The following is a 24,735-nucleotide window of genomic DNA, read 5'->3' on the forward strand; positions in this document are numbered from 1 at the left end:
TCCGTGCGGTCAGGGCAATCCTGGCAACGCGGCGAGTTCGTGGAACAGATCGATTATGGCATCGCAGTTTGCGCCGCCGCGATAGCCCATTGCCACGCGCAGGAACGGCTGACCGGCCTCCGGATCGGGCTCGATGAGTTCGTAGCGGTCGCCGCGAAATCCGAAAGACCCGCCTTTGTCGAGTTTCAGCTTTCGCCGAACAATCTCGTCCTCCACGCGATGAAGGAGGCGAACATGGTCGGCGGGTTCACCGGTCCGTAGCCTGATCGCGCAGAAGGGGGCGACAGCTCCGGGCGAAATCAGGGACGGATGGCACAGTCCGTCGAACAGGCTGGACGTCGAACCGATCGCCTGTGCGAGTGCCGCGTTGTTGGCGAACACACGCGCGGTGTATTGCGCCAGGTAGGAGCGATCGAGAAACCATGGCGCGGACAAGGCCGCCATCTCGTCCAGGGTGAGGCCGCTGCCGGTCAGGGCGCGGATATGCTTGAGTTCCTCTCCCATCGACGCAGCGTCGCACTCGGCCCCTTCGCGGACGAAGAGCTGGATGATGCCGACATTGGCCAGTTCCAGCCCGGCCTGGTCGAGTTTGAGACCCGACCGCAGGACGGCCGCGAACGAACCCTCCAACCGCGCCAGCCATGCCGGCAGGTCCAGCTCGAGGCTCGTCAGTGTGGTGTCAAGCAACAGCGCCTGCCGGGCGCGCGGAAGCGACGCGGGGTTGGAAAGGCCGAACTGCCCGTCGCAATGAACCGGTTCGCCGATCAGAACGTCGACGTGCTTCTCACTTGAGGAGACAGGCTCGAACAGCTGGCGAGGCCACAGGCCAAGCAGTGAAGCCGTCTCGAAGTAGCGACCTGCATGATGGATTTTCAGCGGGTGCGAGGCTGCGCCATCGGCGGACGAGGCCTTGTGAACGATGAGATGGAGCAGGGAGGAGAGGGCGGCTTGCCCGCTCCTGCAGAGGATGCGGACGGATTGCCAACCTGCGGGCACCGGGTAGCAAAGCGGGATGCGGTCTTCGAGCATGTCGGCGCCGAGTTCGCGCTCGTAACCGAACGGCACTCCCTCGCCACCCGGCATATGCGGCACGTCGCCCTCGCAGGGACTCTTCAGGGTGGCATCCGCGGGTCTGTGCGCCTTGGCGAGCCATTCCTTCCTGAGGTGGAGCAAGGCGGCGTCGAGATCGCTGTGGTCGATCGCCTCGACAAGTGACGCGAGGTCTGCCCGCTGCGCGAGGGCCTTCAGATCATCGCGGTCGCGCGGGGACTCCGATGAGGGATTGGGCATGGTGGGCGTGAACGCGCCGTGCGCGGAAAGTTCCGGCAACGCTGGCGGGCCACTTCGCATTGCAACCTCTTCGCAGGTGCGGGGTTTAGCCCTCATGAGGGAGAGTTCGATTTCGGGGGCGCGCTTTGTGCCTGCGACTGTGAAGGGGCGTGCCGTAAAGGTACTTCACCTCGACTTGCGTGACGTCCGCGGGATCGCCGCGTGCGAGACCAGGGTGCAGGAGGCGGCAGCGGCCGGCTTCAATCATCTGTGCGTCGGACCGATTTTCGATATGGGTCCTGGTGATGATCCGCGGCTTGTTGCCGATCATTCGCAGGCGATTGCATCGCTCTCTCCTGACGGGACGCCGCTGTTGCTCGTAAGGGCGTTGCGTCAGGCATGCGAGAAAGCTGGCATCGCTCTCTTCGTAGACATCGTTCTCGATCGAGTGGCAGCAGGAGGCGCGTCCGCAATTGCCTTGCGCGGAATTTACGACGCCCGACCGGGATTGAACCGGCTCGATCCGCGTGTGGACCGACAGGTGGCCAACGCTCTCATGCTGCGGCCCGATGCTCTCGAGGGGGCTGCAGACTGGTGGGCCGGGACGATCGCGGAGCTGGTGGGGGCCGGTGTCCAGGGCTTCCGCTTGCTGGGCCTGGCCGAGCTCCCTGATCGAGCGTTGAAGCAGATCCTCGACCGTGCCCGCGGCAAGACGGCGTGCGTCTTCTGGGGTTGGACACCCGGCCTGCCGTGGTCGCGCCACCAAGAACTTCTCTGCACCGGGCTATCTGCGGTCTTCGGGTCGACATCCTGGTGGGACGGTCGTGCGTCCTGGTATGTCGAGGAACTCGAGATGCTGCGGCGGATCGCGCCCGTGCTGGGCGCGGCCGGTGAGCCTTTTGGCGCGCAGGCGATATCGCCGACTGCGACCGATCGGAATCTGATGGTGGCTGCCGCCACTTGCGACGGAATTTTTGTAACCCGCGGAGCGAGCGGGACGGGCGACACGCTCCAACGTGCGGTCGCTCTGGCTGACGAAATGGCGGCCAAGGGCAGGGTCGGGGGCTTGCGATCCATCACCAGCCCGGCGGAAACCGTCACCGTCCTGTTGCGCACCGAGTCCGCCGACGCCCGAACCGCGGGCAACTGCAGCATCGTCGCGGTCAACACCGATCCCTTCGCTCCGCGTGATCTTCCCATCGATCTCGCAATCCTGCCGCCGCAAGCCGGCGCTGCCTTGGGAGTGAAGGACGGCGGCGCGTCCGCCAGTCTGAAACCGGGAGAAATTCGCGTGCTCGACGTGACGCCGACTCCATCTGTCCGCAACGGCAAGAAATCCGGCAAGCGTGAGGCCGGTGCCGCGGCGGCAAAATCGCCCATCGTCATCGAGCATGTGAGCCCTGCCGTGAACGGCGGTGAATTTGCCGCCAAGCATGTGGTCGGCCGACCGCTGGTGATCGAGGCCGATATTTTCGCCGATGGCCACGACCTGCTGGCTGCCGAGGTCATCTGGTGGTCTGCCGACGAAGGTGAGCGCAAGACGGCGAAGCTCACGCACGTCGCCAACGATCGGTGGCGCGCGAGTGTCACCCCGGACCGGGTCGGCCGACATTATTTTTCCGTCGAAGCGTGGCGCGATGAATATGGCAGTCTCTCCCATGGGATCGAGGTGAAGCATCGCGCAGGAATCGATGTCGCCGTCGAATTGACGGAAGCAAGCCTCTTCCTCGAAGAACTCGGAAAGTCACCCGGCATCAAGGCGCTGCTCGCCGACGCCAAGGCGGCGGACAAGGCGGGTTCGGTCGCACTGCTCACGTCTGCGGACACGCGCGCGACCGTCGCCGCCGCTGCCGCCCGGCGATTCCGGACTGACGAAGGCCCTTTCCCGGTGGAGATCGAACGGCCGCAGGCCGAATTCGCCTCCTGGTATGAACTTTTTCCGCGCTCGCTCACGGATGACGCGCGCAGACATGGTACCTTCGACGACGTCATTGCCGCCTTGCCGCGTGTGCGGGCGATGGGGTTCGATGTCCTGTACTTTCCCCCGATCCATCCGATCGGCAGGGCGAACCGTAAGGGACCCAACAACACCCTGACGCCCGGACCCGACGATGTCGGCAGCCCCTATGCGATCGGCGGCGACGGCGGCGGGCACGACGCGATCCATGCTCATCTCGGTACGCTGGAAGACTTTCGCCGCCTCGTTGGCGCGGCGCGGGAGCAGGGGCTCGAGATCGCTCTCGACTTCGCCATCCAGTGCTCTCCCGACCATCCGTGGCTGCGCGAGCATCCGGACTGGTTCAAGCGGCGGCCCGACGGGACCATCAAGTACGCCGAGAACCCGCCGAAAAAATACGAAGATATCGTGAATGTCGACTTCTACGGCAAGGGTGCGGTCCCGTCGCTCTGGCTCGCGCTGCGCGACGCGGTGCTGTATTGGGTGGATGAGGGCGTCCGCATTTTCCGCGTCGACAATCCCCACACCAAGCCGTTGCCGTTCTGGCATTGGATGATCGGCGATGTCCGCGGCCGCCATCCAGACGTCATGTTCCTGTCGGAGGCCTTCACCCGGCCGAAGATGATGTATCGTCTGGCCAAGGTCGGCTTCTCGCAGTCGTACACCTACTTCACCTGGCGTAACGCCAAGCAGGAGATCACCGACTATCTCGTCGAGTTGTCGACGACAGAGGTCGCGAACTATTTCCGGCCGAACTTTTTCGTCAACACGCCCGATATCAACCCGTTCTTCCTGCAGAACTCGGGTCGGGCGGGCTTTCTGATTCGCGCCGCTCTCGCCGCCACCTTGTCCGGCCTGTGGGGCGTCTATTCCGGCTTCGAGCTCTGCGAGGCTGCCGCGTTGCCGGGCCGCGAAGAATATCTCGACTCGGAGAAGTATGAAATCAGGCCGCGCGACTTCAACGCGCCGGGCAACATCGTGGCGGAAATCACGATGCTCAATCGGCTGCGCAAGTCCCATCCGGCGCTCCAGAGCCATCTCGGCGTCACTTTCTACAATGCCGGAAACGACCAGGTTCTGGTCTACGGCAAGCGCGCGCCAGGGGCCGCGGACATGGTCCTCGTCGCCGTCAGTCTCGACCCGCACGGCGTGCAGGAAACCGGTTTCGAGATCCCGCTCTGGGAATGGAAGCTGCCCGATGACGGGGCCATCGACGTCGAGGACCTGGTCCGCGGCGATCGCTTCTCCTGGCACGGGAAGAACCAGTACTTCCGCCTCGATCCTTCCGTCCTTCCCTTTGCCATCTGGCGCTTGTCGCCCCGGAGCGCCGCATGAATGCCCCCATCGCTGATACTCCCGCCACCCTCCCGGTCGCCACCGATCCGCAGTGGTACAAGGACGCGATCATCTACCAGCTTCACGTGAAGTCGTTCTTCGATTCGAACAACGACGGCATCGGTGATTTCCCGGGCCTGATCTCGCGCCTGTCGTACATCGCCGAACTGGGCATCAACACGATCTGGCTGCTGCCGTTCTATCCGTCGCCGCGCCGGGACGATGGCTATGACATCGCGGAGTATACCGCGGTGCATCCCGAGTACGGCACGCTTGACGACGTGAAGCGCCTGATCGAGGAGGCCCACAAGCTCGGCATCCGCGTAATCACCGAGCTGGTGATCAATCACACGTCCGACCAACACGCCTGGTTCCAGCGCGCCCGTCTTGCCCCGCCGGGATCGCCCGAGCGTGACTTCTATGTCTGGTCGGACAGCGACCAGAAGTACGAAGGCACGCGCGTCATCTTTATCGACTCTCTGCGATCCAACTGGACCTGGGACCCCGAAGCCAAGGCCTATTTCTGGCACCGGTTCTACTCCCATCAGCCCGACCTGAATTTCGACAACCCCGCCGTGCTCGAGGCGATCCTGGGCGTGATGCATTTCTGGCTCGACATGGGCATCGACGGGCTGCGGCTCGACGCCGTGCCCTACCTCGTTGAGCGCGAGGGCACGAACAACGAGAACCTGCCCGAGACACATCAGGTGCTGAAGCGCATCCGGGCCGAGATCGACAGGGCCTATCCGGGCCGCATGCTGCTGGCCGAGGCCAACCAGTGGCCGGAGGATACGAAGGAGTATTTCGGCCAGGGCGATGAATGCCACATGGCGTTCCATTTCCCCCTCATGCCGCGTATGTACATGGCGCTGGCACGTGAGGACCGGTTTCCCATCACCGACATCATGCGGCAGACCCCGCAGATCCCCGACAATTGCCAGTGGGCGATTTTCCTGCGGAACCACGACGAGCTGACGCTCGAGATGGTGACCGACTCCGAGCGTGACTATCTGTGGGAGACCTATGCCACGGACCGGCGCGCGCGGCTCAACCTCGGCATCCGCCGACGGCTGGCGCCGCTGCTCGAGCGCGACCGACGCCGAATCGAGTTGATGAACTGCCTGTTGCTCTCGATGCCCGGCGCGCCGGTCATCTACTACGGCGACGAGATCGGCATGGGCGACAATATCCGGCTGGGCGATCGCGACGGGGTGCGCACGCCGATGCAATGGTCGCCCGACCGCAATGGCGGCTTCTCGCGCGCAGATCCGGCGGCACTCGCTCTACCCACGATCATGGACGCGCTCTACGGCTACGAGACGGTCAATGTCGAGGCCCAGACGCGCGACGTCCATTCGCTGCTGCACTGGACACGGAAGATGATTGCCGTGCGGCGCACCCATGGCGCCTTCGGGCGCGGCACGCTGCGCTTCATCTATCCGAAAAATCGCAAGGTCCTGGCCTATCTTCGCGAACTCGACGGCGAAGTCATCCTCTGTGTCGCCAACGTCTCGCGGACCCCGCAGGCGGTGGAGCTCGACCTGTCGGAATTTGCCGGCCGTGTACCGATCGAACTCAATGGCGGGTCGTTGTTCCCGCCGGTCGGCCAGCTCACCTATCTGCTCACCCTGTCCCCGTACGGTTTCTACTGGTTCATCCTGGCCAGCGAGACCGAGGCGCCGTCTTGGCACACACCTGCGCCTGAACCGCTGCCCGACTACGTCACCGTCGTCTTGCGCGGACCGTTGAGTGAGGGTGTGCAGGCTGCGGCACCTGTGCTGGAGCGGGAGGCGTTGCCTCCCTATCTCGCCAAACGGCGCTGGTTCGGCGCCAAGGACAAGCCATTGAAGTCCTCACGCTTTGCCTATCTGGCCCGGCTCCCCGGGGGTAGCACGCGCGACCTTCTCATGAGCGAGATCGAGGTGACGGCGGGCGACGAGACCAGCCGCTGGCTGCTGCCGTTGTCGATGAGTTGGGAAGACGAGCAGAGTTCGGCGCTCCCGTCGCAGCTTGCCTTGGCGCGGGTCCGAAAGGGACGCCGTGTCGGCTTGCTCACCGACGCGTTCGCGGTGCCCGAGTTCGCGCGGGAAATGCTCGCCGCCATGGCGGCCGGCGCCACGATCGACGGGCCTGAGGGCAAGATCATCTTCGAGTCCATGCCTGACAAGGCGGAGCTCTTGAACCGCCCGGCCGATGCGGCGGTCATGTGGCTCACGGCCGAGCAGTCGAACAGCTCCCTGACCGTCGACGATGCGGTCATGTTGAAGATATTCCGGCGCATCCAGGCGGGCGAACATCCCGAGGCCGAGATGAGCCGCTATCTCACCAGTCAGAGTTTCGCCAATTCGCCGGCGCTGCTGGGCGAAGTGAGCCGGGTCGCGCCTGACGGCGAACGTCATGCCCTTGCCATTGCGCAGGCCTTCGTGCGGAACCAGGGTGACGCCTGGACCTGGACCCTTAACCAGTTCAATCGCGCCCTCGACAATCTCGCCAGCCGAGAGGCGACGGCCGACTCGCGCGACGACGATATCGAGGACTATCACGCGTTCGCGGGCACGATCGGCCGCCAGCTCGGTGCCATGCACCAGGTCCTCGCTCGCCCCACCGACAACGAGGCCTTCTCTCCGCGCACTGCCGGACCCGAAGATGTGGCGGCGTGGAGCGAGCGGGCGGTGGCGCTGCTCGATCGGGCGATGGACGCGATTGCGGGCGTCTCGGCCTGGGAGAACGAGGTGGCAGCGGCGGACGCAAAGCGCCTTCTCGATCGGCGTAAGGCTCTCACGGCGCTGCTGCAGCAACTCGTCGAGAGTGGCAGGGACTCGATCGTTACGCGCATCCATGGCGACTTCCATCTCGGTCAGGTGCTGATCGCCAGCGGCGACGCCTACATCATCGACTTCGAAGGCGAACCCGCACGGCCGCTGGAGGAGCGACGGCGCAAGGCGAGTCCAATGCGCGACGTGGCGGGCCTGCTGCGCTCGTTCGACTATGCGGCAGCGGCGACCCTCGATCCGAAGAACCTCATCGCAAACCGCATTCCGCCGGCTCGTCGCCTGACGCTCGTCACCCGGCTGCGCCGAGGGGCACAGCGTGCCTTCCTCGACGCCTATCGCACCGCGACGGTCGGCTTGACGGGCATGGACCGCGGCGACCTCCTGGACTTCTTCCTGGCGGAGAAGGCTGCCTACGAGATCTGCTACGAGGCCGCGAACCGGCCGGCCTGGATACCGATCCCGATGTCTGGCCTGTCTCGCCTCGCGGCCCGCCTGCTGAGGGAAACGCCTCCTCAGGAAAGCGCATGAGCGCCGTGGCGCCTGCGGGCCAGCTCGATCGCAACTCGGCGGAGGCCTTGGCGGCGGGGAGGCCCCTCGACGCATTCGCCGTGCTGGGACCGCATGGAGAGGGCACCGACCGGATCGTGCGCGTGTTCGTGCCGGGCGCCGATGGCGTCGAGGTCGTCGGCCGAGAAGACGGGCGACCTCTGGGTGCGCTGGCACCGGGGCTCGCCTCCGGTTTGTTCGAGGGGCCGGTCACGCCGGGTGGCGCCTACCTGCTGCGGATCCAGTGGCCGGGCGCCCTCCAGGAGACGGAAGATCCCTATGCCTTTGGTCCCGCCCTGGGCGACCTCGATCTTCATCTGTTCAACGAGGGTCGGCACTTCGAACTGGCCGAAGCGCTCGGTGCCAACGTCGTGTCGATGGACGGTATCGAGGGCGTGCGCTTCGCCGTCTGGGCGCCGAATGCCCAGCGCGTGGCGGTGATCGGCGACTTCAATTCATGGGACCGGCGCCGGCATCCGATGCGGCTGCGGCCGTCCGCGGGCGTCTGGGAGATCTTCATCCCGCGCCTGGGTGCGGGAACCCGCTACAAGTTCGACATTCTCGGACCGGACGGCGGACGTGTCCCCGACAAGGCGGACCCGGTCGCCCAGCAGGCAGAGCTGGCGCCCGGCACGGCGTCGATCGTCGCGGCCCCGGCTGCGGCCTTGCGTTGGAACGACGAGGAGTGGATGGCGGGCCGGGCCGACCGACAGTCATCCGCGTCTCCAATCTCCATCTACGAGGTTCATGCCGGCTCCTGGATGCGGCAGAAGACAGGAGCGGGTGCTGCAGAGCGTCCGCTCTGGGATTTCCTGGCGGAGCGGCTCATCCCCTACGTCAAGGAAATGGGCTTCACCCATCTCGAGCTGCTCCCGGTGACGGAGCATCCGTTTGGCGGCTCGTGGGGCTATCAGCCCCTCGGCCTGTTCGCGCCTGCGGCGATCTATGGCCCGCCCGAGTCGTTCGCCCGCTTCGTCGATGCGGCGCACCGCGCCGGAATCGGGGTGCTGCTCGACTGGGTTCCGGCCCATTTTCCAACCGATCCCCACGGGCTGGCGCGCTTCGACGGCACGGCCCTCTACGAGCATCTCGATCCGCGTGAGGGCTACCATCACGACTGGAATACCTACATCTACAATTTCGGCCGGCGCGAGGTGCAGGGTTTCCTGATCGCCAGTGCATTGCACTGGCTGGAGCGCTTCCATGTCGACGGGCTGCGCGTCGATGCGGTGGCTTCGATGCTGTATCGCGACTATAGCCGGCCGGCAGACGCCTGGATTCCCAACGTTTATGGCGGCCGCGAGAATCTCGAGGCGATCGGCTTCCTCCGCCATCTCAACGCCGTCGTCGGCGAGCGCTGTCCCGGCGCCATCGTCGTCGCTGAAGAATCGACGGCCTGGCCCGGCGTCACGGCGCCGTTGCCGGAGGGGCTCGGTTTCTCGTTCAAATGGAACATGGGCTGGATGCACGACACGCTGCAGTACATCGAGCACGAGCCCATCTATCGTGCCTACCACCACGACAAGATGACCTTCGGTCTCGTCTATGCCTTCTCAGAGCGCTTCGTGCTGCCGATCTCGCACGACGAAGTGGTCCACGGGAAGGGGTCCCTCATAGGCAAGATGCCCGGCGACCGCTGGCAGCGTTTCGCCAACTTGCGCGCCTATTTCGGATTCATGTGGGCGCACCCCGGCAAGAAGCTGCTGTTCATGGGCTGCGAGATCGCCCAGGAGCGCGAATGGAACCACGATACCGAGATCGACTGGCACCTGCTCGATGACGGGGCTCACGCCGGCGTTCAGCGCCTGGTGCGCGACCTCAACCATCTCTATGCCGCTGAGCCCGCCTTGCATGAGACCGACGGCGATCCGGCGGGCTTCTCGTGGATCGTGGGCGACGACCGCGCCAATTCGGTCTACGCCTTCTTCCGTACCTCGGGCGAGGCCGCGCCGCTCCTCGTCGTGTGCAACATGACGCCGGTGCCGCGTCATGCCTATCGCATCGGCGTGCCCAAAGGCGGCCGTTGGCGGGAGGTCGCCAACACCGATTCCCGATTCTATGGCGGCAGCGACCTGGGCAACGACGGCAGCGTGACGGCCATCGATACGCCTTCACACGGGCAGTCTCATTCCGTCCAGCTCACCCTGCCGCCGCTCGCGACCGTGATCCTGCGCAGCGAGGATTGACGTGGCGCCCTCGACGTGGCCCGACCGGCTTCTGCCCGGTTCGCCATATCCCCTGGGGGCGACCTGGGATGGGCTGGGCACCAACTTCGCGGTCTTCTCCGCTCACGCGACCCGGATCGAACTGTGCCTGTTCGATCCATCGGGCCGCAGGCAGATTGCGCGCTTCGACCTGCCGGAATGCACGGACGAGGTTTGGCACGGCTACCTGCCTAACGCGCGCGCCGGCCTGGCCTATGGGTACCGTGCACATGGTCCCTACGAGCCGCAGGCGGGTCATCGTTTCAATTCGCACAAGCTGCTGCTTGACCCCTATGCCCGCCGTCTCACCGGCGAGATGCGCAATGCCGATGCGCTGTATGGCTATCGGGTGAACTCCCCGCGGGCAGACCTGTCCTTCGACCGGCGCGACAGTGCGCCGGGCGTCATGAAGGGCGTGGTCGCCGATGAGAGCTTCAACTGGGCCGACGACCGGCCCCCGGCGGTGCCCTGGTCCGACACGGTGATCTACGAGACCCATGTGCGTGGCGTCAGCCAGATGCGTCAGGATCTGCGTCCCCACGAGCGGGGCACCTTTGCCGCCCTGGGCGACCCCATGTTCATCGACCATCTGCGCCGCCTGGGCGTGACCACGGTGGAATTGCTGCCGATCCACGCCTTCGTCCAGGACCGCTCGCTGTTGGAGAAGGGCCTGCGCAACTATTGGGGCTACAACAGCCTCGGCTTCTTTGCCCCGGAGCCGCGCTACCTTTCCGATGGTACGCTCGACGAGTTGCGTATTGCCGTTCGTCGCCTCCATGCGGCCGGGCTCGAGCTCATCCTGGACGTTGTCTACAACCACACCGCCGAAGGCAGCGAACTGGGACCGACGCTCTCGTTCCGCGGTCTCGACAACGCCAGCTACTACCGGCTGCTTCCGGACGATCCGCGGTACTGCATCAACGATACCGGCACCGGCAACACGCTCAACCTGTCGACGCCGCGCGTGCTGCAGATGGTCATGGACTCGCTTCGCTACTGGGTCACGGCGTTCCATGTCGACGGTTTCCGCTTCGATCTCGGGGTTACGCTGGGGCGCGAGGCTCACGGGTTCGATCCGTGTTCGGGCTTTTTCGATGCGATCCGTCAGGACCCTGTGCTGCAAAGGGTGAAGCTGATCTCCGAGCCCTGGGACATCGGACCCGGAGGCTACCAGCTCGGCAACCATCCGCCGGGATTCGCCGAATGGAACGACCGGTTTCGCGACGGTGTGAGGCGCTATTGGCGCGGAGATCCGGGACAGCGCGCCGATTTTGCCGCCCGACTGGCGGGGTCCAGCGATCTGTTCGACCGACGCCATCGCCGTCCCTGGGCCTCGATCAACTACGTCGCCTCGCACGACGGCTTCACGCTGCTGGACGCTGTGAGCTACGTCGAGCGGCACAACGAAGCCAATGGCGAGGACAACAAGGACGGCCATGGCGAAAACTGTTCGGCCAACTGGGGCGTCGAGGGCCCCAGCGACGACCCGGGTATCCTCGATACGCGGCTAAGGCTGCAGCGTGCCATGCTGGCGACGCTTTTCCTCGCGCAGGGGACACCGATGCTGCTCGGCGGCGACGAATTCGGTCGCACGCAGAATGGCAACAACAACGCCTACTGCCAGGACAACGAGACGTCGTGGCTGGATTGGTCGCTGCTCGAGAAGGCGGAGGGCAGGAGCCTCGCCGCTTTCGTCGCCCGCATCGTGGCGCTGCGGCACGAACATGCGGTGCTTCGGTCGCCGTACTTTCTACACGGCCTGGAACATCCGGCCGAAGGCGTTGCCGATATTGCCTGGTTCGATGCGTCCGGCGAGCTCGTGTCGACCGACTCGTGGAACAACGCCGAGGATCGCTGCCTCGTGTTGCGGCGTGCGAGCCGGGACAACGGGACGGTGACGATGCTCACCGCCTTCTTCAACGCAGATAGTGCGGAGCACAAATTCCTTTTGCCGCAACCGCGCTGGCCGACGCGCATTGTCCTCGACAGCGCGGCGCCCGACGCGCCTGAGCGCGACATGCAGGAGGATGAGTTGATGGTCGGACCTCGCAGTGTGGTGCTGGCGCTGGCCACCAAGGCGCACGGATGAAGAGCCAGTTCGTCCATGACCTGCCGTTCGGCGCGTCGTTGCTCCCCTCGGGCGCGACGCGCTTCCGATTCTGGGCGCCCGCCCAGAAGCATGTCAGTCTGGAAATCGATGGCGCCTCGCCCGTTTCGATGACGGCGGTCGACGGCGGGTGGTTCGAAGCGGAAGCTCCTTGCGCGGCGGGTGCGCGCTACCATTATCGCCTCGACAATGGCGTGGCGGTGCCGGATCCCGGCTCGCGCGGTCAGGCGGACGACGTTCATGGCGCGAGTCTGGTCGTCGACCCTCGCGGCTATGACTGGCGGCATCCGGAGTGGCGCGGTCGACCGTGGCACGAGACGGTCCTGTACGAACTGCATCCCGGCGCGTTCGGAGGCTTCGCAGGCGTGCAGGCGGCCTTGCCGGTGCTGGCAGAGCTGGGCGTCACGGCGGTCGAGTTGATGCCGATCAACGATTTCCCGGGGCGCCGCAATTGGGGCTACGACGGCGTGCTGCCCTTCGCCCCCGACCGAAGCTACGGAACGCCTGAGGAGTTGAAGGCACTCATCGACGCCGCGCACGGCCTGGGGCTGATGATGTTCCTCGACGTGGTCTACAATCACTTCGGACCCGACGGGAATTATCTGTCGGCTTATGCGCCGGCCTTTTTCCGCGACGATATCTCGACCCCCTGGGGAGCGGCGATCGACTTCCGCCGACCCGAAGTCCGCCGGTACTTCACCCAGAACGCCCTGTACTGGCTGCAGGAGTACCGCTTCGACGGACTTCGCTTCGACGCCGTGCATGCGATCTCCGAGGCCGACTGGCTCGACGAGATGGCGGCGGCGGTTCGCCGCTCCATCGAGCCCGGACGACATGTGCATCTCGTTCTCGAGCATGACGGCAACGTGGCCGATCACCTGCGCCGTGACTTCGACGCACAATGGAACGACGATGCGCATCACGTCCTGCATGCAATGCTGACGAGCGAGAAAGACGGATATTACGCCGACTATGCCGACCGCCCGGCTACGCGGCTGGCCCGCGCGCTCTCCGAGGGGTTCGTCTATCAGGGCGATCCTTCGGCCTATCGCAAGGGCGAGGCGCGGGGAACACCGAGCAGCGACCTGTCGCCCACATCCTTCGTTCTGTTCCTGCAGAATCATGACCAGATCGGCAACCGGCCCTTCGGCGACCGTCTAACCAGCCAGGTCGATCCGGACCGGCTAGAAGCCGCGATTGCCCTGCAGCTCCTCTGTCCGCACGTACCCATGATCTTCATGGGCGAGGAGGATGCGTCCACTTCGCCGTTCCTGTACTTCACCGACCATACCGGCGATCTCGCCGATGCGGTCCGTGAAGGGCGTCGCCGCGAGTTCGCCGGCTTCGAGGGATTTGCGCCGGGCGAGGGGACTTCGAGCATTCCCGATCCCAACGAGCCTGCGACGTTCGAACGAAGCCGGCTGAGGCCGGATGCCAAGCATGGTACCGCGCGGCATCGTCTGTACCGCGAGCTGCTCAGGATTCGTCGCGAAACGTTGACGCCAAGACTAGAGGGTGCGAGGTCGCTCGGCGCTTCGGCCGTCGAACCCTCGACGGTCGTAGCCCGGTGGCGGCTCGGCGATGGCGCGACGCTGGTGATTGCCTGCAACCTCGGGAGTGAGCCCGCGCAGATTGAGCGGGTGCAGGGCGACTTGCTCTACGAATCGCGTCCTGGTGCTGCGGACGCGGCGCGTGGTGGCCGGATGGCCGGTGCGACGACGGTGGCGCTCGTGGTGCCTGCGCCGTGAACGACGACGACATCCGCGATCTTGCGCGCGCCGCCGGTCTCGCCGAGACCTGGACAGACGCGCTCGGCATCCCGCAGCAGGTCTCGATCGAGTCGCTCCGTCGCATCCTCGACGCCCTGGGTCTCGTCACGGCGACACCTGGCGACATCGAGAGCAGTCGACTGAAACTCGGTCCATCAGCAACCCTGCCACCGCTCGTCACGATGACGGCTGGCAGCCGCCTCACGCTTCCCGGCCGGGCCGGGGGCGCCGCGCGGGGACAGATAACCTACGAAGACGGCAGCGTCGCGACGCTCAGATTTTCGATGCGCGGCGACCGGTTGGTTGGCCCGCCGCTCGACCGCGCGGGGTATCATCGGCTGGAATTCGGCGATCGCCAGCTCATGGTCGCAATCGCGCCGCCGCGTTGCCTAACGATCGAGGATCGTGCCGAGGGCAAGCATCTGTGGGGCGTTGCGGCTCAAATCTACGGTTTGCGGCGCGCCGGGGATGGTGGCATCGGCGATGCGACGGCGGTGCGCCAGCTGGCCGAGGGGGCAGCTCGACACGGAGCGGATGCGATTGCGCTCAGTCCGGTGCACAGCCTGTTCGCTGCCGATCCCGGCCGATATGGACCCTATTCGCCGTCCAGCCGTCTGTTCTTCAACCCCCTGTTTGCCGATCCCGAGATCGTCTTCGGACCCGAGCGCGTGGCTCAGCATCGACGCGAGGGCGTGGCACTGGAGCAGGCGGCGCTGGTCGATTGGCGGCCGGCGGCGGAGGCCAAGCTTGGCCTGCTGCGCCGCCTGTATGAGGACTTCGAGGCACAGGAGATCGCCCGCGGATCCGAACTCGCCAGGGCATTCGATAGTTTCGTGCGCCAGGGCGGAGACCTGCTGCAAGGCCATGCAATGTTCGAAGCATTGCACGGCAAGTGGATGGGCAGCCAGCCGGCGCTCGGCTATTGGCGCGACTGGCCGGAGGCGTTCCGGAACGGCCTCGCGCGACCTGACGATCCTGAAAGGGCCGCCTTTCTGGCGGGCGAAGGACGCACGGTCCGCTTCCATCAGTTCCTGCAGTGGCTGACCGCGCGCTCGTTCGAAGCAGCGCAAGCGGCGGCAGTGGGCGCAGGCATGAAGATCGGCCTGATCAGCGACCTCGCGATCGGCATGGACCGCGCCGGAAGTCATGCCTGGTCGCGACAGAGCGACCTGCTTCTGGGGTTGAGCATCGGCGCGCCGCCTGATGAGTTCAACCGTGCGGGCCAGGACTGGGGCCTGTCAGGTTTCTCGCCACAGGCTCTCGTCGCGACGGGCTTCGACCCGTTTCTTTCGACCGTGCGGGCGGCCATGCGGTATGCCGGCGGCGTCCGCATCGATCACATCATGGGGCTGCAGCGCCTCTGGCTGGTGCCGGAAGGCGCCTCGGCCGCGGACGGCGCCTATCTCGAATATCCGCTGGACGACTTCCTGCGTCTGCTGGCGCTTGAATCGCACCGCCACGGCGCAGTGGTGATTGGCGAGGATCTCGGGACCGTGCCCCGCGGCTTCCGTCGCCGCATCGCCGAGGCAGGCATCGCCGGCATGGACGTGATGTGGTTCGAGCGCAACCGCGGCAGCTTCCGCACGCCGGCGCGCTGGCGGCGGGATGCCGTCTCCATGACCACGACCCACGATCTTCCAACCGTTGCCGGCTGGTGGAGCGGAAGCGACATCGAGGTCCGGCATTCGCTCGGCCTGTCCGCCGCGGGCGAGACCGAGGAGCGGCAGAGGGACCGTCGACGGCTGTGGCGCGCGTTCTCCGCGGCCGGAACGGCTGAAGGACCGGCTCCGGCACCGGAAGACCCGGCGCCTGCCGTGGACGCGGCGCTGGCTTTCGTCGCCAGCTCGCCGGCACCGCTGATGCTTGCACCCGTGGAGGATCTCTTGGGATTGACGGAGCAGCCGAACCTGCCGGGTACGATCGATCAGCACCCCAATTGGCGGCGAAGGCTCGAGCCGCCAGCGGCGCAACTGTTTGACGATCCCGTGGTCGCACGCCGCGCCGCCGCCATCGTCGCGCGCCGCCCATGAATCCGCGCGCCACGCTGCGGCTGCAGTTCCATCGCGGTTTCACCTTTGCCGATGCCGTGCGCCATGCGGCCTGGTTCGCGGCCTTGGGCGTCAGTCACGTCTACGCCTCCCCGATCGCCGTCGCCCGGCCGGGATCGATGCATGGTTATGACGTGATCGATCCGACCGTGGTCAATCCAGAGCTGGGCGGGGAGCGGGGGCTGCTCGCGCTGGCGGCAGCGCTCCGGGCCGTGGGCCTCGGGTTGATCCTCGACATCGTGCCCAATCACATGGCAGCGGACTCCCGCAACAGCTGGTGGCGCGACGTGCTGCGCCAAGGGCGCGCGAGCCGTCATGCGGAGTGGTTCGATATCGACTGGGAGCCGACAGAGGAAGGCCCGGCGAAGATTCTGCTGCCCGTCCTCGGACGCCCTCTCTCCGAAGTCATCGAAGCGGGGGAGTTGTCTGTCACGAAGGACAACGAAGGACGCGCCGAGTTGCGCTACTTCGAGAACGCCTTTCCCCTGTCCGCAGGCAGCGCCGAGGGCCGCGGCAGCCTCCCGAACCTGCTGGCGCGGCAGCACTACCGGCTCGATTCGTGGCGGGTGGCGGGCGATCGCATCAACTGGCGCCGCTTCTTCGACATCAACGAGCTGGTCTGCCTGCGGATGGAACGTCCCGAGGCTTTCGAGGCGGTTCACGCTCTGCCGCTGCGGCTCTACGCCGAGGGGGTGATCGACGGTCTCCGTATCGACCATGTGGACGGACTTACCGATCCGGCGGGTTATTGCCGGCAGTTGCGCGAGCGGCTCGATAAGCTGGCCAAGGAGCACGCACGGCCTCGGGCCTGGCTCGTCGTCGAGAAGATCCTGCTGAAGGGCGAGACCCTGCCCAAGGACTGGGGCTGCGACGGCACGACGGGCTACGATTTCATGGACGAGGTGAGCGCGCTCCAGCACGATCCGAAAGGCGAGGCGGCTCTCGCGACGAACTGGGCACAGTTGAGTGGCCGGCCCGCGGGCTTCGCGGAGGAAGAGCTGATGGCACGCCGCGAGATCGTGGCGCGAAGCTTTTCCGCGCAACTGGAAGCCTGCGCCGCGGCCTGGCAGGGCCTCGTGGGAGACCTCGTGCCGCGGCCCACCCTGCGCCGGCTGCTGGCGGAGTTCCTGGCCCACGTCCCGGTCTATCGTACCTATGGCGCGGGGGATGTGCTTTCCGACCATGATGCGGAGATCCTGCGCGAGGCGGCGGAGCAGGTCGGTAGAACCTGTCTCCCGACGGATCGCTGGGCCGTCGAGCCGCTGCTTGCAGCGATGCTTGCACCTCGAACTTCATCCGGCTCCTGGCCGCGTGCCATGGCGCGCTTCCAGCAGCTGAGCGCGCCGGTGGCTGCCAAGTCGGTCGAGGACACCGGCTTCTATCGCTACGGTCGTCTTCTTTCGCGCAACGATGTCGGTTTCGACATCGAGACCTTTTCGCTCGACGTCGCGGCCTTTCACGCGCGCATGCTGCGTCGGCGTGCCGACTATCCGCATACGATGCTGGCCACGGCCACGCACGACCACAAGCGCGGCGAGGATCTCCGCGCGCGGCTCGCGGTGTTGAGCGAGCTCGCGCCCGACTGGACCGATCTATTGTCGCGTTGGATCGATACGACCGGCTCGCCGGTGAGCCCGGGCGACAGGGCGATGCTGCTGCAGATGGTGGTCGGGGCCTGGCCGCTCGATCTGCAGCGAGACGACGTGGCTGGCCGGACGGCCTTCGCCGAACGGCTGTGCGGCTGGCAACAGAAGGCGCTCAGAGAGGCCAAGTTGGAAAGCGACTGGGCCGCCCCCAACGACGCTTATGAGGAGGCGGCGCGGTCCTTCACCATGCGGCTGGTGGCCGAGGGCGCCATGCCCGATTTCCTCGACGAGCTGCTGGCGGTCGTGCAGCGCATCGCTCCCGCCGGCGCGGTGAACGGGCTGGCGCAATGTCTGCTCAAGCTCGCCGTGCCCGGAGTGCCCGACCTCTACCAGGGCACCGACCTTTGGGATTTCAGCCTCGTCGATCCCGACAATCGCCGACCCGTGGACTTTGATGCTCGCGCGAAGATGGATGATGCGCCGGTGTCGGATCTCGCCGGGGACTGGCGCGATGGCCGGATCAAGCAGGCCTTGGTCCGGCGCACCCTGGCGCTGCGCAAACGCGCTCCGCACCTGTTTTCCGAGGGCACCTACCAGGCGATCGAAGTCGAGGGGCCGGCGCGTCGCTCCGTTGTCGCCTTCCTGCGGCAAGCGGGCGATGACTGGCTGCTGGTCGCCGTTCCGCGCCTCGTCGCGCCGATGATGTCGGAGACGGGCGGCCTCGCTTTTCGTCCGGGCGTATGGTCTGGCACGTCGCTCAAGCTGGATCGCGCCGTGGGGACTACGGCGCACGATGTTCTTCGCGTTTGCAGCATGGAGCTGCCGTCGCAACCCGGCCTCGACCTTCTCTGGAACGAGCTTCCGGTCGCACTGCTCTCGTCCGTTTCGCCAGGATAGACGTCTGTTGATAACGCGTCTGGCGGCCGCACCGCGCGAAGTGTAATGCGGATGACACTCGCGGCGGCGTGGAATGCAGACACGCAGCTCGACGCACGGGAGCCGGGGAGGGCCCACCTGGAGCGGGGGCACGCCCAAAGCGGATATCCGATTGGCAGCGACCATGACCTCACGGTGCGTAGGTAGCCAAACATGGTCAGCCGGAGTGGCGCCCGGCCCGCGAGAACTTGCAAAACCAGACGACGATCCCACCCATCTGCAGATACCGGCGGAACTCAGGCGGGAAGATGGCGTTCCCCTCCTCAACTGAGGAGAATTTGCAATGAATGGCATCATCTATCTGGTCGGGCTCGTCGTCGTCGTCATGTTCGTCCTGTCCTTCTTGGGCCTGCGGTAGGAAGCGATCATGGCAACCGCCACCATCACCACACCCGCTGCCGCCGTTCCGGTCGAGGCCGTTCCGTTCCGCTATCTCGATTGGGGGCCGGTGATCCTGGGCGCTCTCGGTGCCGCAGCCATGTCGGTCGTGCTGCTGGCCTTCGGCTCCGCGCTCGGCCTCAGTGTCGTGTCGCCCTATGCCTATGCCGGCATCTCGGCCAAGGGCGCCGCCATCCTGGCCGCCGTCTATCTGGCCCTCGTCATGGTCGCGAGCTTCGCAGCGGGCGGCTACATCGCCGGTCGCATGCGTTCGCCCTGGCGTACGACGGATGAAACCGAAAGCCATTTCCGCGACGGCGCTCATGGCTTCGGCGTCTGGTCGATCGGCGTGTTGCTCGGCGCGGCGCTGGCCGCGTCCGGCGTCGGTGCCGTCGTCTCTCCAGCAGGCAAGGCCACCACTGCCATTGCGGCGGCCGGCACGGCAGGCGCAGCGTCCAATCCGGCGTTGGGCCAGCTTTCGCTGAAGCCGACCGACTACGCGATCGATCGCCTGCTGGCTCCCGGTCCGGCTGGCGCAGCCGCTGACCCGGCGGCGACCGGCGCTCCTGCGGCTGGCGCCCCGGCGCCCGCGATGCAGGCTCGCCGTACCCGTGCCGATCTCGAGGGTCCGATGGTGCGCGCCCTGGCGGGCAGCCTCACGACGCCGCAGCTCGATGCCCGCGATCGCACCTATATGGCGCGCGTGGTGGCCGAGCAGACGGGCATGTCGCAGGCGGATGCCGAGAAGCGTGTCGACGAGACCTATGCCGATCTGAAGGCGGCCGAGCAGAAGGCTCGCGACGCGGCGGACGCCGCACGCAAGACCGCTATCATCGCAGCGTTCCTCGCGGCGGCGACGTTGGCAATCGGTTGTGCGGCTGCGTGCGCCGGTGCCGGGCTGGGCGCTCGCCATCGCGATGAACGCACGGCCGTGAGCTTCCTGGGCTCGACGCGCTTCTGGTAACCGACCACCGACCAAATGAGCGCCGGCGCGAGGCCATCCTCGCGCCGGCGCTTTTCGTTGCGCTACGCTCCTGCTTTTATCATCGCCCCGTTGGAAGGCGACGGGGGCGCCCTCCGGGAGACGGTGCCCACCGTCGCCGGACCGCGCCACGCATCGATCTGAGAAGCGAAGAGTTCTCCAAGTCCAGCCGGATCATAGGGCGGAATCTTCCAAGCCCCAGGCGGAAGCGCAGCATCTTGATCGGATGCGCGAGCTTTCGCAGCCAGATCACCACCATACCCCGCCAGCTCAGGCCGGTCAGGCAGTTGAACGTGAGGCAGTCCTGCCGTGCCCAGGTCGCCTTGTAGGATTCGCCGCCCATACGGAAGTCGACGTCCTTGTCGTGCTGGAATGCCCAATGCAGGCACTCCTGCATCAGGAGATCTCCCGTCGAATAGCGTCGCCAGTCAGGGTCTTGGGAGCCGATCAAGCCCTCGACGCGGCGATCGTCGACAGCGTTGATCTGGAAAGCGACCGGCGTGTCGCCGACGCGCAGGACGAAGAGGGAGAGGCCGTCACGATCGTGCGGGTCGGAGGTCATCGCGCGGAGAAAGTCGCGATAGTCGGGCTCCGCCAGCCAGTCGTTGTGCAGGCGGCGGCGCGAGATCCAGGCCTGCTTGTGTCCCAGGATCGTATCGATCATCGCCGGGGCAAGGGGCGTTTCTTCTCGGCGGAAGGTGACCTCGCCGAGCTCCGACAGGCGACGGCGTTTGCGACGCAGGTCGCTCAGGTGCGAGGTGGTGACAGTGCCGAGATAGGTTTGCCAGTCGGGATAGGCCGCTCTCACGACCTGCGGGGCATTCAGTTCATTGTCCACGAAACAGCACAGCCGGTGTTGTCGCGGAAGCCGCGCGAAAGGGCGGTCGCTGCGTACATGTGTCATGAACAGGAGGTCGCCCAGCGGGCGTGCCGCGTTCCACAGCCTTTCCAGCCATTCGCCGTGATGCGGGCCCGGCTCGACCAACGGCTCGGTATATTCGCTGCTCTCGGTTCCGAGCGGGCGAACCAGGCGCAGGCCCTTGTCGAGATAGCTGACCAGGGCCCAGACGCCGACCAGCCTGCCTTCACTGCGCAGCGTGAGAATGTGGAGGTTGCGGCCGCGTGGTTCGGCGACCGTCCGCCAGGCCACGTCGGACCAGCGATATCTCTGCGACAGACGGTGCCCGGGGCAGCGTGAGGCCAGTTCCTCCCACTCCTCGCGCAGGCGTTCGAGATCGGCGGCCGATCCGAGCACCCTCACGTCGGGCAGGCGGGAAGCTAGCGACGGCAAAATGAGTTGCGAGCACCAACAGGGTGCTCTGACGCGTGGCGACAAGGCACCATTTCCCTCGCGGGTTCTTTGGGTGCCGACATCAGATCGCGGTGAAAGCCGATGTCTTTCGAATATTTCCGCATCGGCAATGCAACGTTTAGTGGAAATGTATGGAGGGCTTCAATCTCAAGCATATCAGTTCTGAATATCGAACTCTCCGACGTGCAGCAATCGCATTACCTGCCTGAAGCCCTCAGAAAGCGATTCTATTTCCGTCCATGGCCTCTGCGATTGCACAGCCTGCGACGTTTCTCAGGCGATGAGACGTGCATGAAATTGCGGAATACAATCCAGGATGGTCTAATTTTGGTAGCGGCAGTCGCAGGCAGGCAACGCTCTCGATCGAAGCACGGGTCGATCGTTCGCAGGACCTTGCGGTGAGATCGAGCTTGGTGTCGCGTTCGCCGGGCTTTCGGCAAGCGTGATGTGTCACTCGGTCAAGGCCGTCACTCTCATTGCCCTGGGTTGCCCACGCGGACAGGGTCGGCCTGTCCGTGCCAGGCGTTGCCGGCGAGAAGGGCTCTCGTATCACATGCGCACGATCTCAAGGCGGAGGGCCTGGGAAGTGCTTCAGCCGTCATGAGGGGAGGCGCGACCGATACGGCCCCGTGATGGCCCCCGGGGTCCCGGCCGATCGGCGAAAGCCGTCATCGTCGCGGGCCGGCGCCTCCCCGCCCGGTCGAGAAACTCAGCTCCGACAGCCCCCGTTAAGGGCCGATGCCCGCCCGCAGACCGCCCGTCGGCCTCGCGCGACCGAGTATCAGGCGGCGAGCCCGGCGATGCGATCGGCAGCGGCATGCCGCTCGGCGTTGTTCGCCTCAAGGAAGCTCGACGCGCCGCATGCGAACGAAATGCGGCAGGGCTCTCAGGCGGAGCTGGTGGCTATTGGGGCTTCGGACGGGCCATGGCACGAGGGCAGGCCGCCGCCAAGGGCGAGGAGGTGCACCGTGCGGATGAGCGCCCTGGTGGACGGGTTCGAATGACGGCCGTGCCGCTGATCGCCGCCGCGATCCTCACCTTGGCCGGTCTCGCCTGCGGCTGGGCCTGGCTGATCTGCCTCGGCCGTGGCGCCGAGCGGCTCGCCGCCCATCCGGCGGCCGGCTTCGCCGTGGCCCTGTTCCTGCTGGCTGTCACGGTGGCCAGGGCGGCGATGGCGCATAATGACGCTGCCTGCATCATCACAACGGCCGCAAACAGTGCTAGTCAGAATTGGGGACGAGCACTCTCACGGCGGTGCGCGCCACTTTCATCCATACCGCACGCTCATCTGCAGGGACGTCGCGCCACTTTCGCGGTTCACCAATAGTTTGTTTGGTGAAAGTACTTTGCAGGTTCTTGGCGACTTTAAGGACTGTCTCTTTGTCGACCGGCAACGAACTCGATTGACTCATTCTTTCTCCGAACACATGTAAATTGCACCAAGGTATCCCTCATCTCGGTCTTATCTGCCACGAGAACTCGTCCCACTTTGGTTGTAAGCGTATCTGTCCTTTGTAAGGAGGGGGGGCAGCTCGCCGTCGATGGCAGCTGGCTCCTGGTCGAGGGTGGCCACAGCGCATAGTTTAAATAATAATTCGGCCCACAAGGGAGGGGCTTGTGGCGGTTCACTGGAATATCAACTCTGAGATTCAATTGTTCGAGGTCGTTTGCGACGGCTTCGTCGAGGCCTCTGACATCCACCGTATGCTCGACGTCCTCGTCGGCTCGGAGGCGCTTGGATATCGCAAGCTCTTTGATGGCAGTCGCGCCGACACGACCTTGGGGCCGCAGGATATTCTGGATATCGGCGTTCGCCTGCGCTCGATGCAGGCCCACAGCGTTGCACTGGGGCCCCTCGCCGTGGTGATTCCTGACAGCAGGTACGCGCTGCTTGCGCGCGTATTGGGGATCCTCGCAACAGGCCGCAGGCCGATGCGGATTTTCAACGACGTGCGGAAAGCCCGTCACTGGCTCGGGTCACGGCGTTGCGAGCGAGCCTTGAAGAGTGAGCTCCCGCGGCGGATGATTTGCTAAACAGCGAGGCGCCGCTCGAGGGAAGCGCTGCAGCTGCAGAAGCCCACCCGACGATGCAATCGTGCTGCTACCCCAAAAGATGGAAGCAGCCCAGACGGGCAGCGGGCTGCCCTCATCCACCCGTAACGCCGGCAAGGACGGCAGACCGTCAGAGGCCGTCAGCGACGTCGGAACAGGGCCGGAACGATTCCCGCGAAACTCGCGACTTCCCATGCGGGGACAAGGCTTTTCGCGACATCTCGCGATGCACTCTTCGCCAGCGTCGGATGCGCATAAAAGCTAGGTTTTATCGGTATCCGACCCTGGCGCTCCCTACGGGATTCGAACCCGTGTTTTAGCCTTGAGAGGGCCCGACTACTCCTCGTCCTGCCGAGGTTATTTGGCTGTGTCCCCGAGTTTTCCCCGGCTGGGCGTGTAAAGCTAGGCTGGGGGGTAAGAGGCTGCGGAGGAATCATGGCCATAGTCAAGAACTGGGCGGGGCGGGCCTTTGGCACGAACGTCGGAAACCTGGCGATCTCCCTGGAGGGCGACGACGTCAAGCTCGTCGGCAAACTGCGGCTGGCTGATGAACGCTACGGGGTGACGGTCTACGCGATCAAAGGCACCTTTGATGGACAGACCCTTGAGATCTCGGGCGAGGCCGAGACCAAGCGGGAAGGCATGATGTATGGCAATCTAACGGCCAGAGCGCGCCTCAACGCCAAGGGTGAGCTGCAGGGCACTTGGGAAACGTCCATTGGCTCAGGTGGAACGTTCCAACTCTTTCCGCATGCCTATGGAGAGGGGTCGTCATCTGCGCCGTCGGGGATGACAACGCAGCTCTACACTGCACGCCACGACTTTGGCGCGATCTCGATCACGAGAGCCGAGATCACGGCTCTCGCCGACGAGATCCAAATACAGTTTCCCAAGCAGCAGGTGATGGTGAACGTCACGGTGCAAACCGAGCGAATCCGGACCCTTGAGGACTTCAAGAAGCTGGCTCTACCTGAGAAGAGAGGCCGCTTCGCCAAGCTCTTTGCCCAAGAGGAAGAGGCCTCCGGGATGAATCGGACGGTAATCGTCGAGCTCGGCCAGGGCGGCAACTGGGTCAGCGTGCAAAGCGCCGACGAACCCTGGGCTCTGGGCTTCCTGGAGAAGCTGAAGCAGCGCATTGCGCCTCTCGAGAGGTTCTACCCATCGCAATACAAGAAACTGGGAATAACCGTTAATCAGTTGATGGTTTTCGCTGCAATCGCCTGGCTTCCGAGTCTTCCTGATTTTGCAGCCCGAGCAGGGTTGCTCGTGGGCGTGCTGGTGGTCATCTCGACAATCGATTACGTTCACAAGAGGTTCGTTCCCTACACGACGATCTACTTGGGCGATACTTCCGACGGCCTCCTCCGCCGGGCGTGGCCGACAATCCTCTCGATACTGATCACGGTTCTGGGTGGCACAGCTGCAACGTTGCTCGGTGTTGTTCTTCAGAACTGGCTCAGCCTCGTGGGCAAGGGTTAGA

At 65.3% G+C, this 24,735-nt stretch carries 13 protein-coding genes; 11 read left to right on the forward strand and 2 right to left on the reverse strand.

Going from position 1 to position 24,735, the window contains the following annotated elements:
- Positions 1-9: 9 nt before the first annotated feature.
- On the reverse strand, positions 10-1,350 hold the full coding sequence (locus ACP15H_RS04785) for a hypothetical protein (RefSeq protein ID WP_425065062.1): 1,341 nt from the start codon (positions 1,348-1,350) through the stop codon (positions 10-12).
- 115 nt (positions 1,351-1,465) lie between these two features.
- Here ACP15H_RS04785 and ACP15H_RS04790 point away from each other — a divergent pair, with 115 nt between their 5' ends.
- From ACP15H_RS04790 to ACP15H_RS04825, 8 genes are all read left to right on the forward strand, one after another.
- On the forward strand, positions 1,466-4,561 hold the full coding sequence (locus ACP15H_RS04790; protein ID WP_425065063.1) for an alpha-1,4-glucan--maltose-1-phosphate maltosyltransferase: 3,096 nt from the start codon (positions 1,466-1,468) through the stop codon (positions 4,559-4,561).
- Positions 4,558-7,863, forward strand: coding sequence for a maltose alpha-D-glucosyltransferase (treS, locus tag ACP15H_RS04795; protein WP_425065064.1), 3,306 nt, complete (start codon positions 4,558-4,560; stop codon positions 7,861-7,863). Before ACP15H_RS04790 ends, treS begins: the two co-directional genes overlap by 4 nt.
- Positions 7,860-10,067, forward strand: a complete 2,208-nt coding sequence (glgB, locus tag ACP15H_RS04800) for a 1,4-alpha-glucan branching protein GlgB (protein WP_425065065.1) — start codon at positions 7,860-7,862, stop codon at positions 10,065-10,067. The genes treS and glgB overlap by 4 nt, the downstream gene beginning before the upstream one ends.
- Position 10,068: 1 nt before the next feature.
- Entirely contained in the window at positions 10,069-12,174 is a 2,106-nt protein-coding gene (gene glgX, locus ACP15H_RS04805) for a glycogen debranching protein GlgX (RefSeq protein ID WP_425065066.1), read from the forward strand.
- Positions 12,171-13,940: a malto-oligosyltrehalose trehalohydrolase gene (gene treZ, locus ACP15H_RS04810; protein WP_425065067.1), complete on the forward strand. Its 1,770-nt coding sequence runs from the start codon at positions 12,171-12,173 to the stop codon at positions 13,938-13,940. The genes glgX and treZ overlap by 4 nt, the downstream gene beginning before the upstream one ends.
- Positions 13,937-15,991 carry a 4-alpha-glucanotransferase gene (malQ, locus tag ACP15H_RS04815; protein WP_425065068.1) on the forward strand — a complete coding sequence of 685 codons (2,055 nt, stop codon included), beginning with the start codon at positions 13,937-13,939 and terminating at the stop codon, positions 15,989-15,991. Before treZ ends, malQ begins: the two co-directional genes overlap by 4 nt.
- Positions 15,988-18,492 carry a malto-oligosyltrehalose synthase gene (gene treY / locus ACP15H_RS04820; RefSeq protein ID WP_425065069.1) on the forward strand — a complete coding sequence of 835 codons (2,505 nt, stop codon included), beginning with the start codon at positions 15,988-15,990 and terminating at the stop codon, positions 18,490-18,492. The genes malQ and treY overlap by 4 nt, the downstream gene beginning before the upstream one ends.
- 406 nt (positions 18,493-18,898) lie before the next feature.
- Positions 18,899-19,873: a hypothetical protein gene (locus ACP15H_RS04825; protein ID WP_425065070.1), complete on the forward strand. Its 975-nt coding sequence runs from the start codon at positions 18,899-18,901 to the stop codon at positions 19,871-19,873.
- Between the two features lie 79 nt (positions 19,874-19,952).
- On the opposite strand, the gene ACP15H_RS04830 is transcribed toward ACP15H_RS04825, so the two are convergent.
- Entirely contained in the window at positions 19,953-21,227 is a 1,275-nt protein-coding gene (locus tag ACP15H_RS04830; protein WP_425065071.1) for a GNAT family N-acetyltransferase, read from the reverse strand.
- 976 nt (positions 21,228-22,203) lie between these two features.
- Between ACP15H_RS04830 and ACP15H_RS04835 the strand changes: the two genes are divergently transcribed.
- From ACP15H_RS04835 to ACP15H_RS04845, 3 genes are all read left to right on the forward strand, one after another.
- Positions 22,204-22,530, forward strand: a complete 327-nt coding sequence (locus ACP15H_RS04835; RefSeq protein ID WP_425065072.1) for a hypothetical protein — start codon at positions 22,204-22,206, stop codon at positions 22,528-22,530.
- 326 nt (positions 22,531-22,856) lie between these two features.
- The gene (locus ACP15H_RS04840; RefSeq protein WP_425065073.1) at positions 22,857-23,237 is read left to right on the forward strand and encodes a hypothetical protein; all 381 of its coding nucleotides are present in this window, start codon (positions 22,857-22,859) and stop codon (positions 23,235-23,237) included.
- Between the two features lie 453 nt (positions 23,238-23,690).
- The gene (locus ACP15H_RS04845; RefSeq protein ID WP_425065074.1) at positions 23,691-24,734 is read left to right on the forward strand and encodes a hypothetical protein; all 1,044 of its coding nucleotides are present in this window, start codon (positions 23,691-23,693) and stop codon (positions 24,732-24,734) included.
- The last annotated feature ends 1 nt before the right edge of the window (position 24,735 follow it).

The sequence above is a fragment of the Reyranella sp. genome, assembly GCF_965249915.1.
GTDB lineage: Bacteria > Pseudomonadota > Alphaproteobacteria > Reyranellales > Reyranellaceae > Reyranella.

Coding starts and splice junctions, on each gene's coding strand:
- ACP15H_RS04785 (WP_425065062.1), bottom strand. CDS start 1,350: ATGCGAAGTGGCCCGCCAGCGTTGCCGGAACTTTCCGCGCACGGCGCG.
- treS (WP_425065064.1), top strand. CDS start 4,558: ATGAATGCCCCCATCGCTGATACTCCCGCCACCCTCCCGGTCGCCACC.
- glgB (WP_425065065.1), top strand. CDS start 7,860: ATGAGCGCCGTGGCGCCTGCGGGCCAGCTCGATCGCAACTCGGCGGAG.
- treZ (WP_425065067.1), top strand. CDS start 12,171: ATGAAGAGCCAGTTCGTCCATGACCTGCCGTTCGGCGCGTCGTTGCTC.
- treY (WP_425065069.1), top strand. CDS start 15,988: ATGAATCCGCGCGCCACGCTGCGGCTGCAGTTCCATCGCGGTTTCACC.
- ACP15H_RS04825 (WP_425065070.1), top strand. CDS start 18,899: ATGGCAACCGCCACCATCACCACACCCGCTGCCGCCGTTCCGGTCGAG.
- ACP15H_RS04835 (WP_425065072.1), top strand. CDS start 22,204: ATGACGGCCGTGCCGCTGATCGCCGCCGCGATCCTCACCTTGGCCGGT.
- ACP15H_RS04845 (WP_425065074.1), top strand. CDS start 23,691: ATGGCCATAGTCAAGAACTGGGCGGGGCGGGCCTTTGGCACGAACGTC.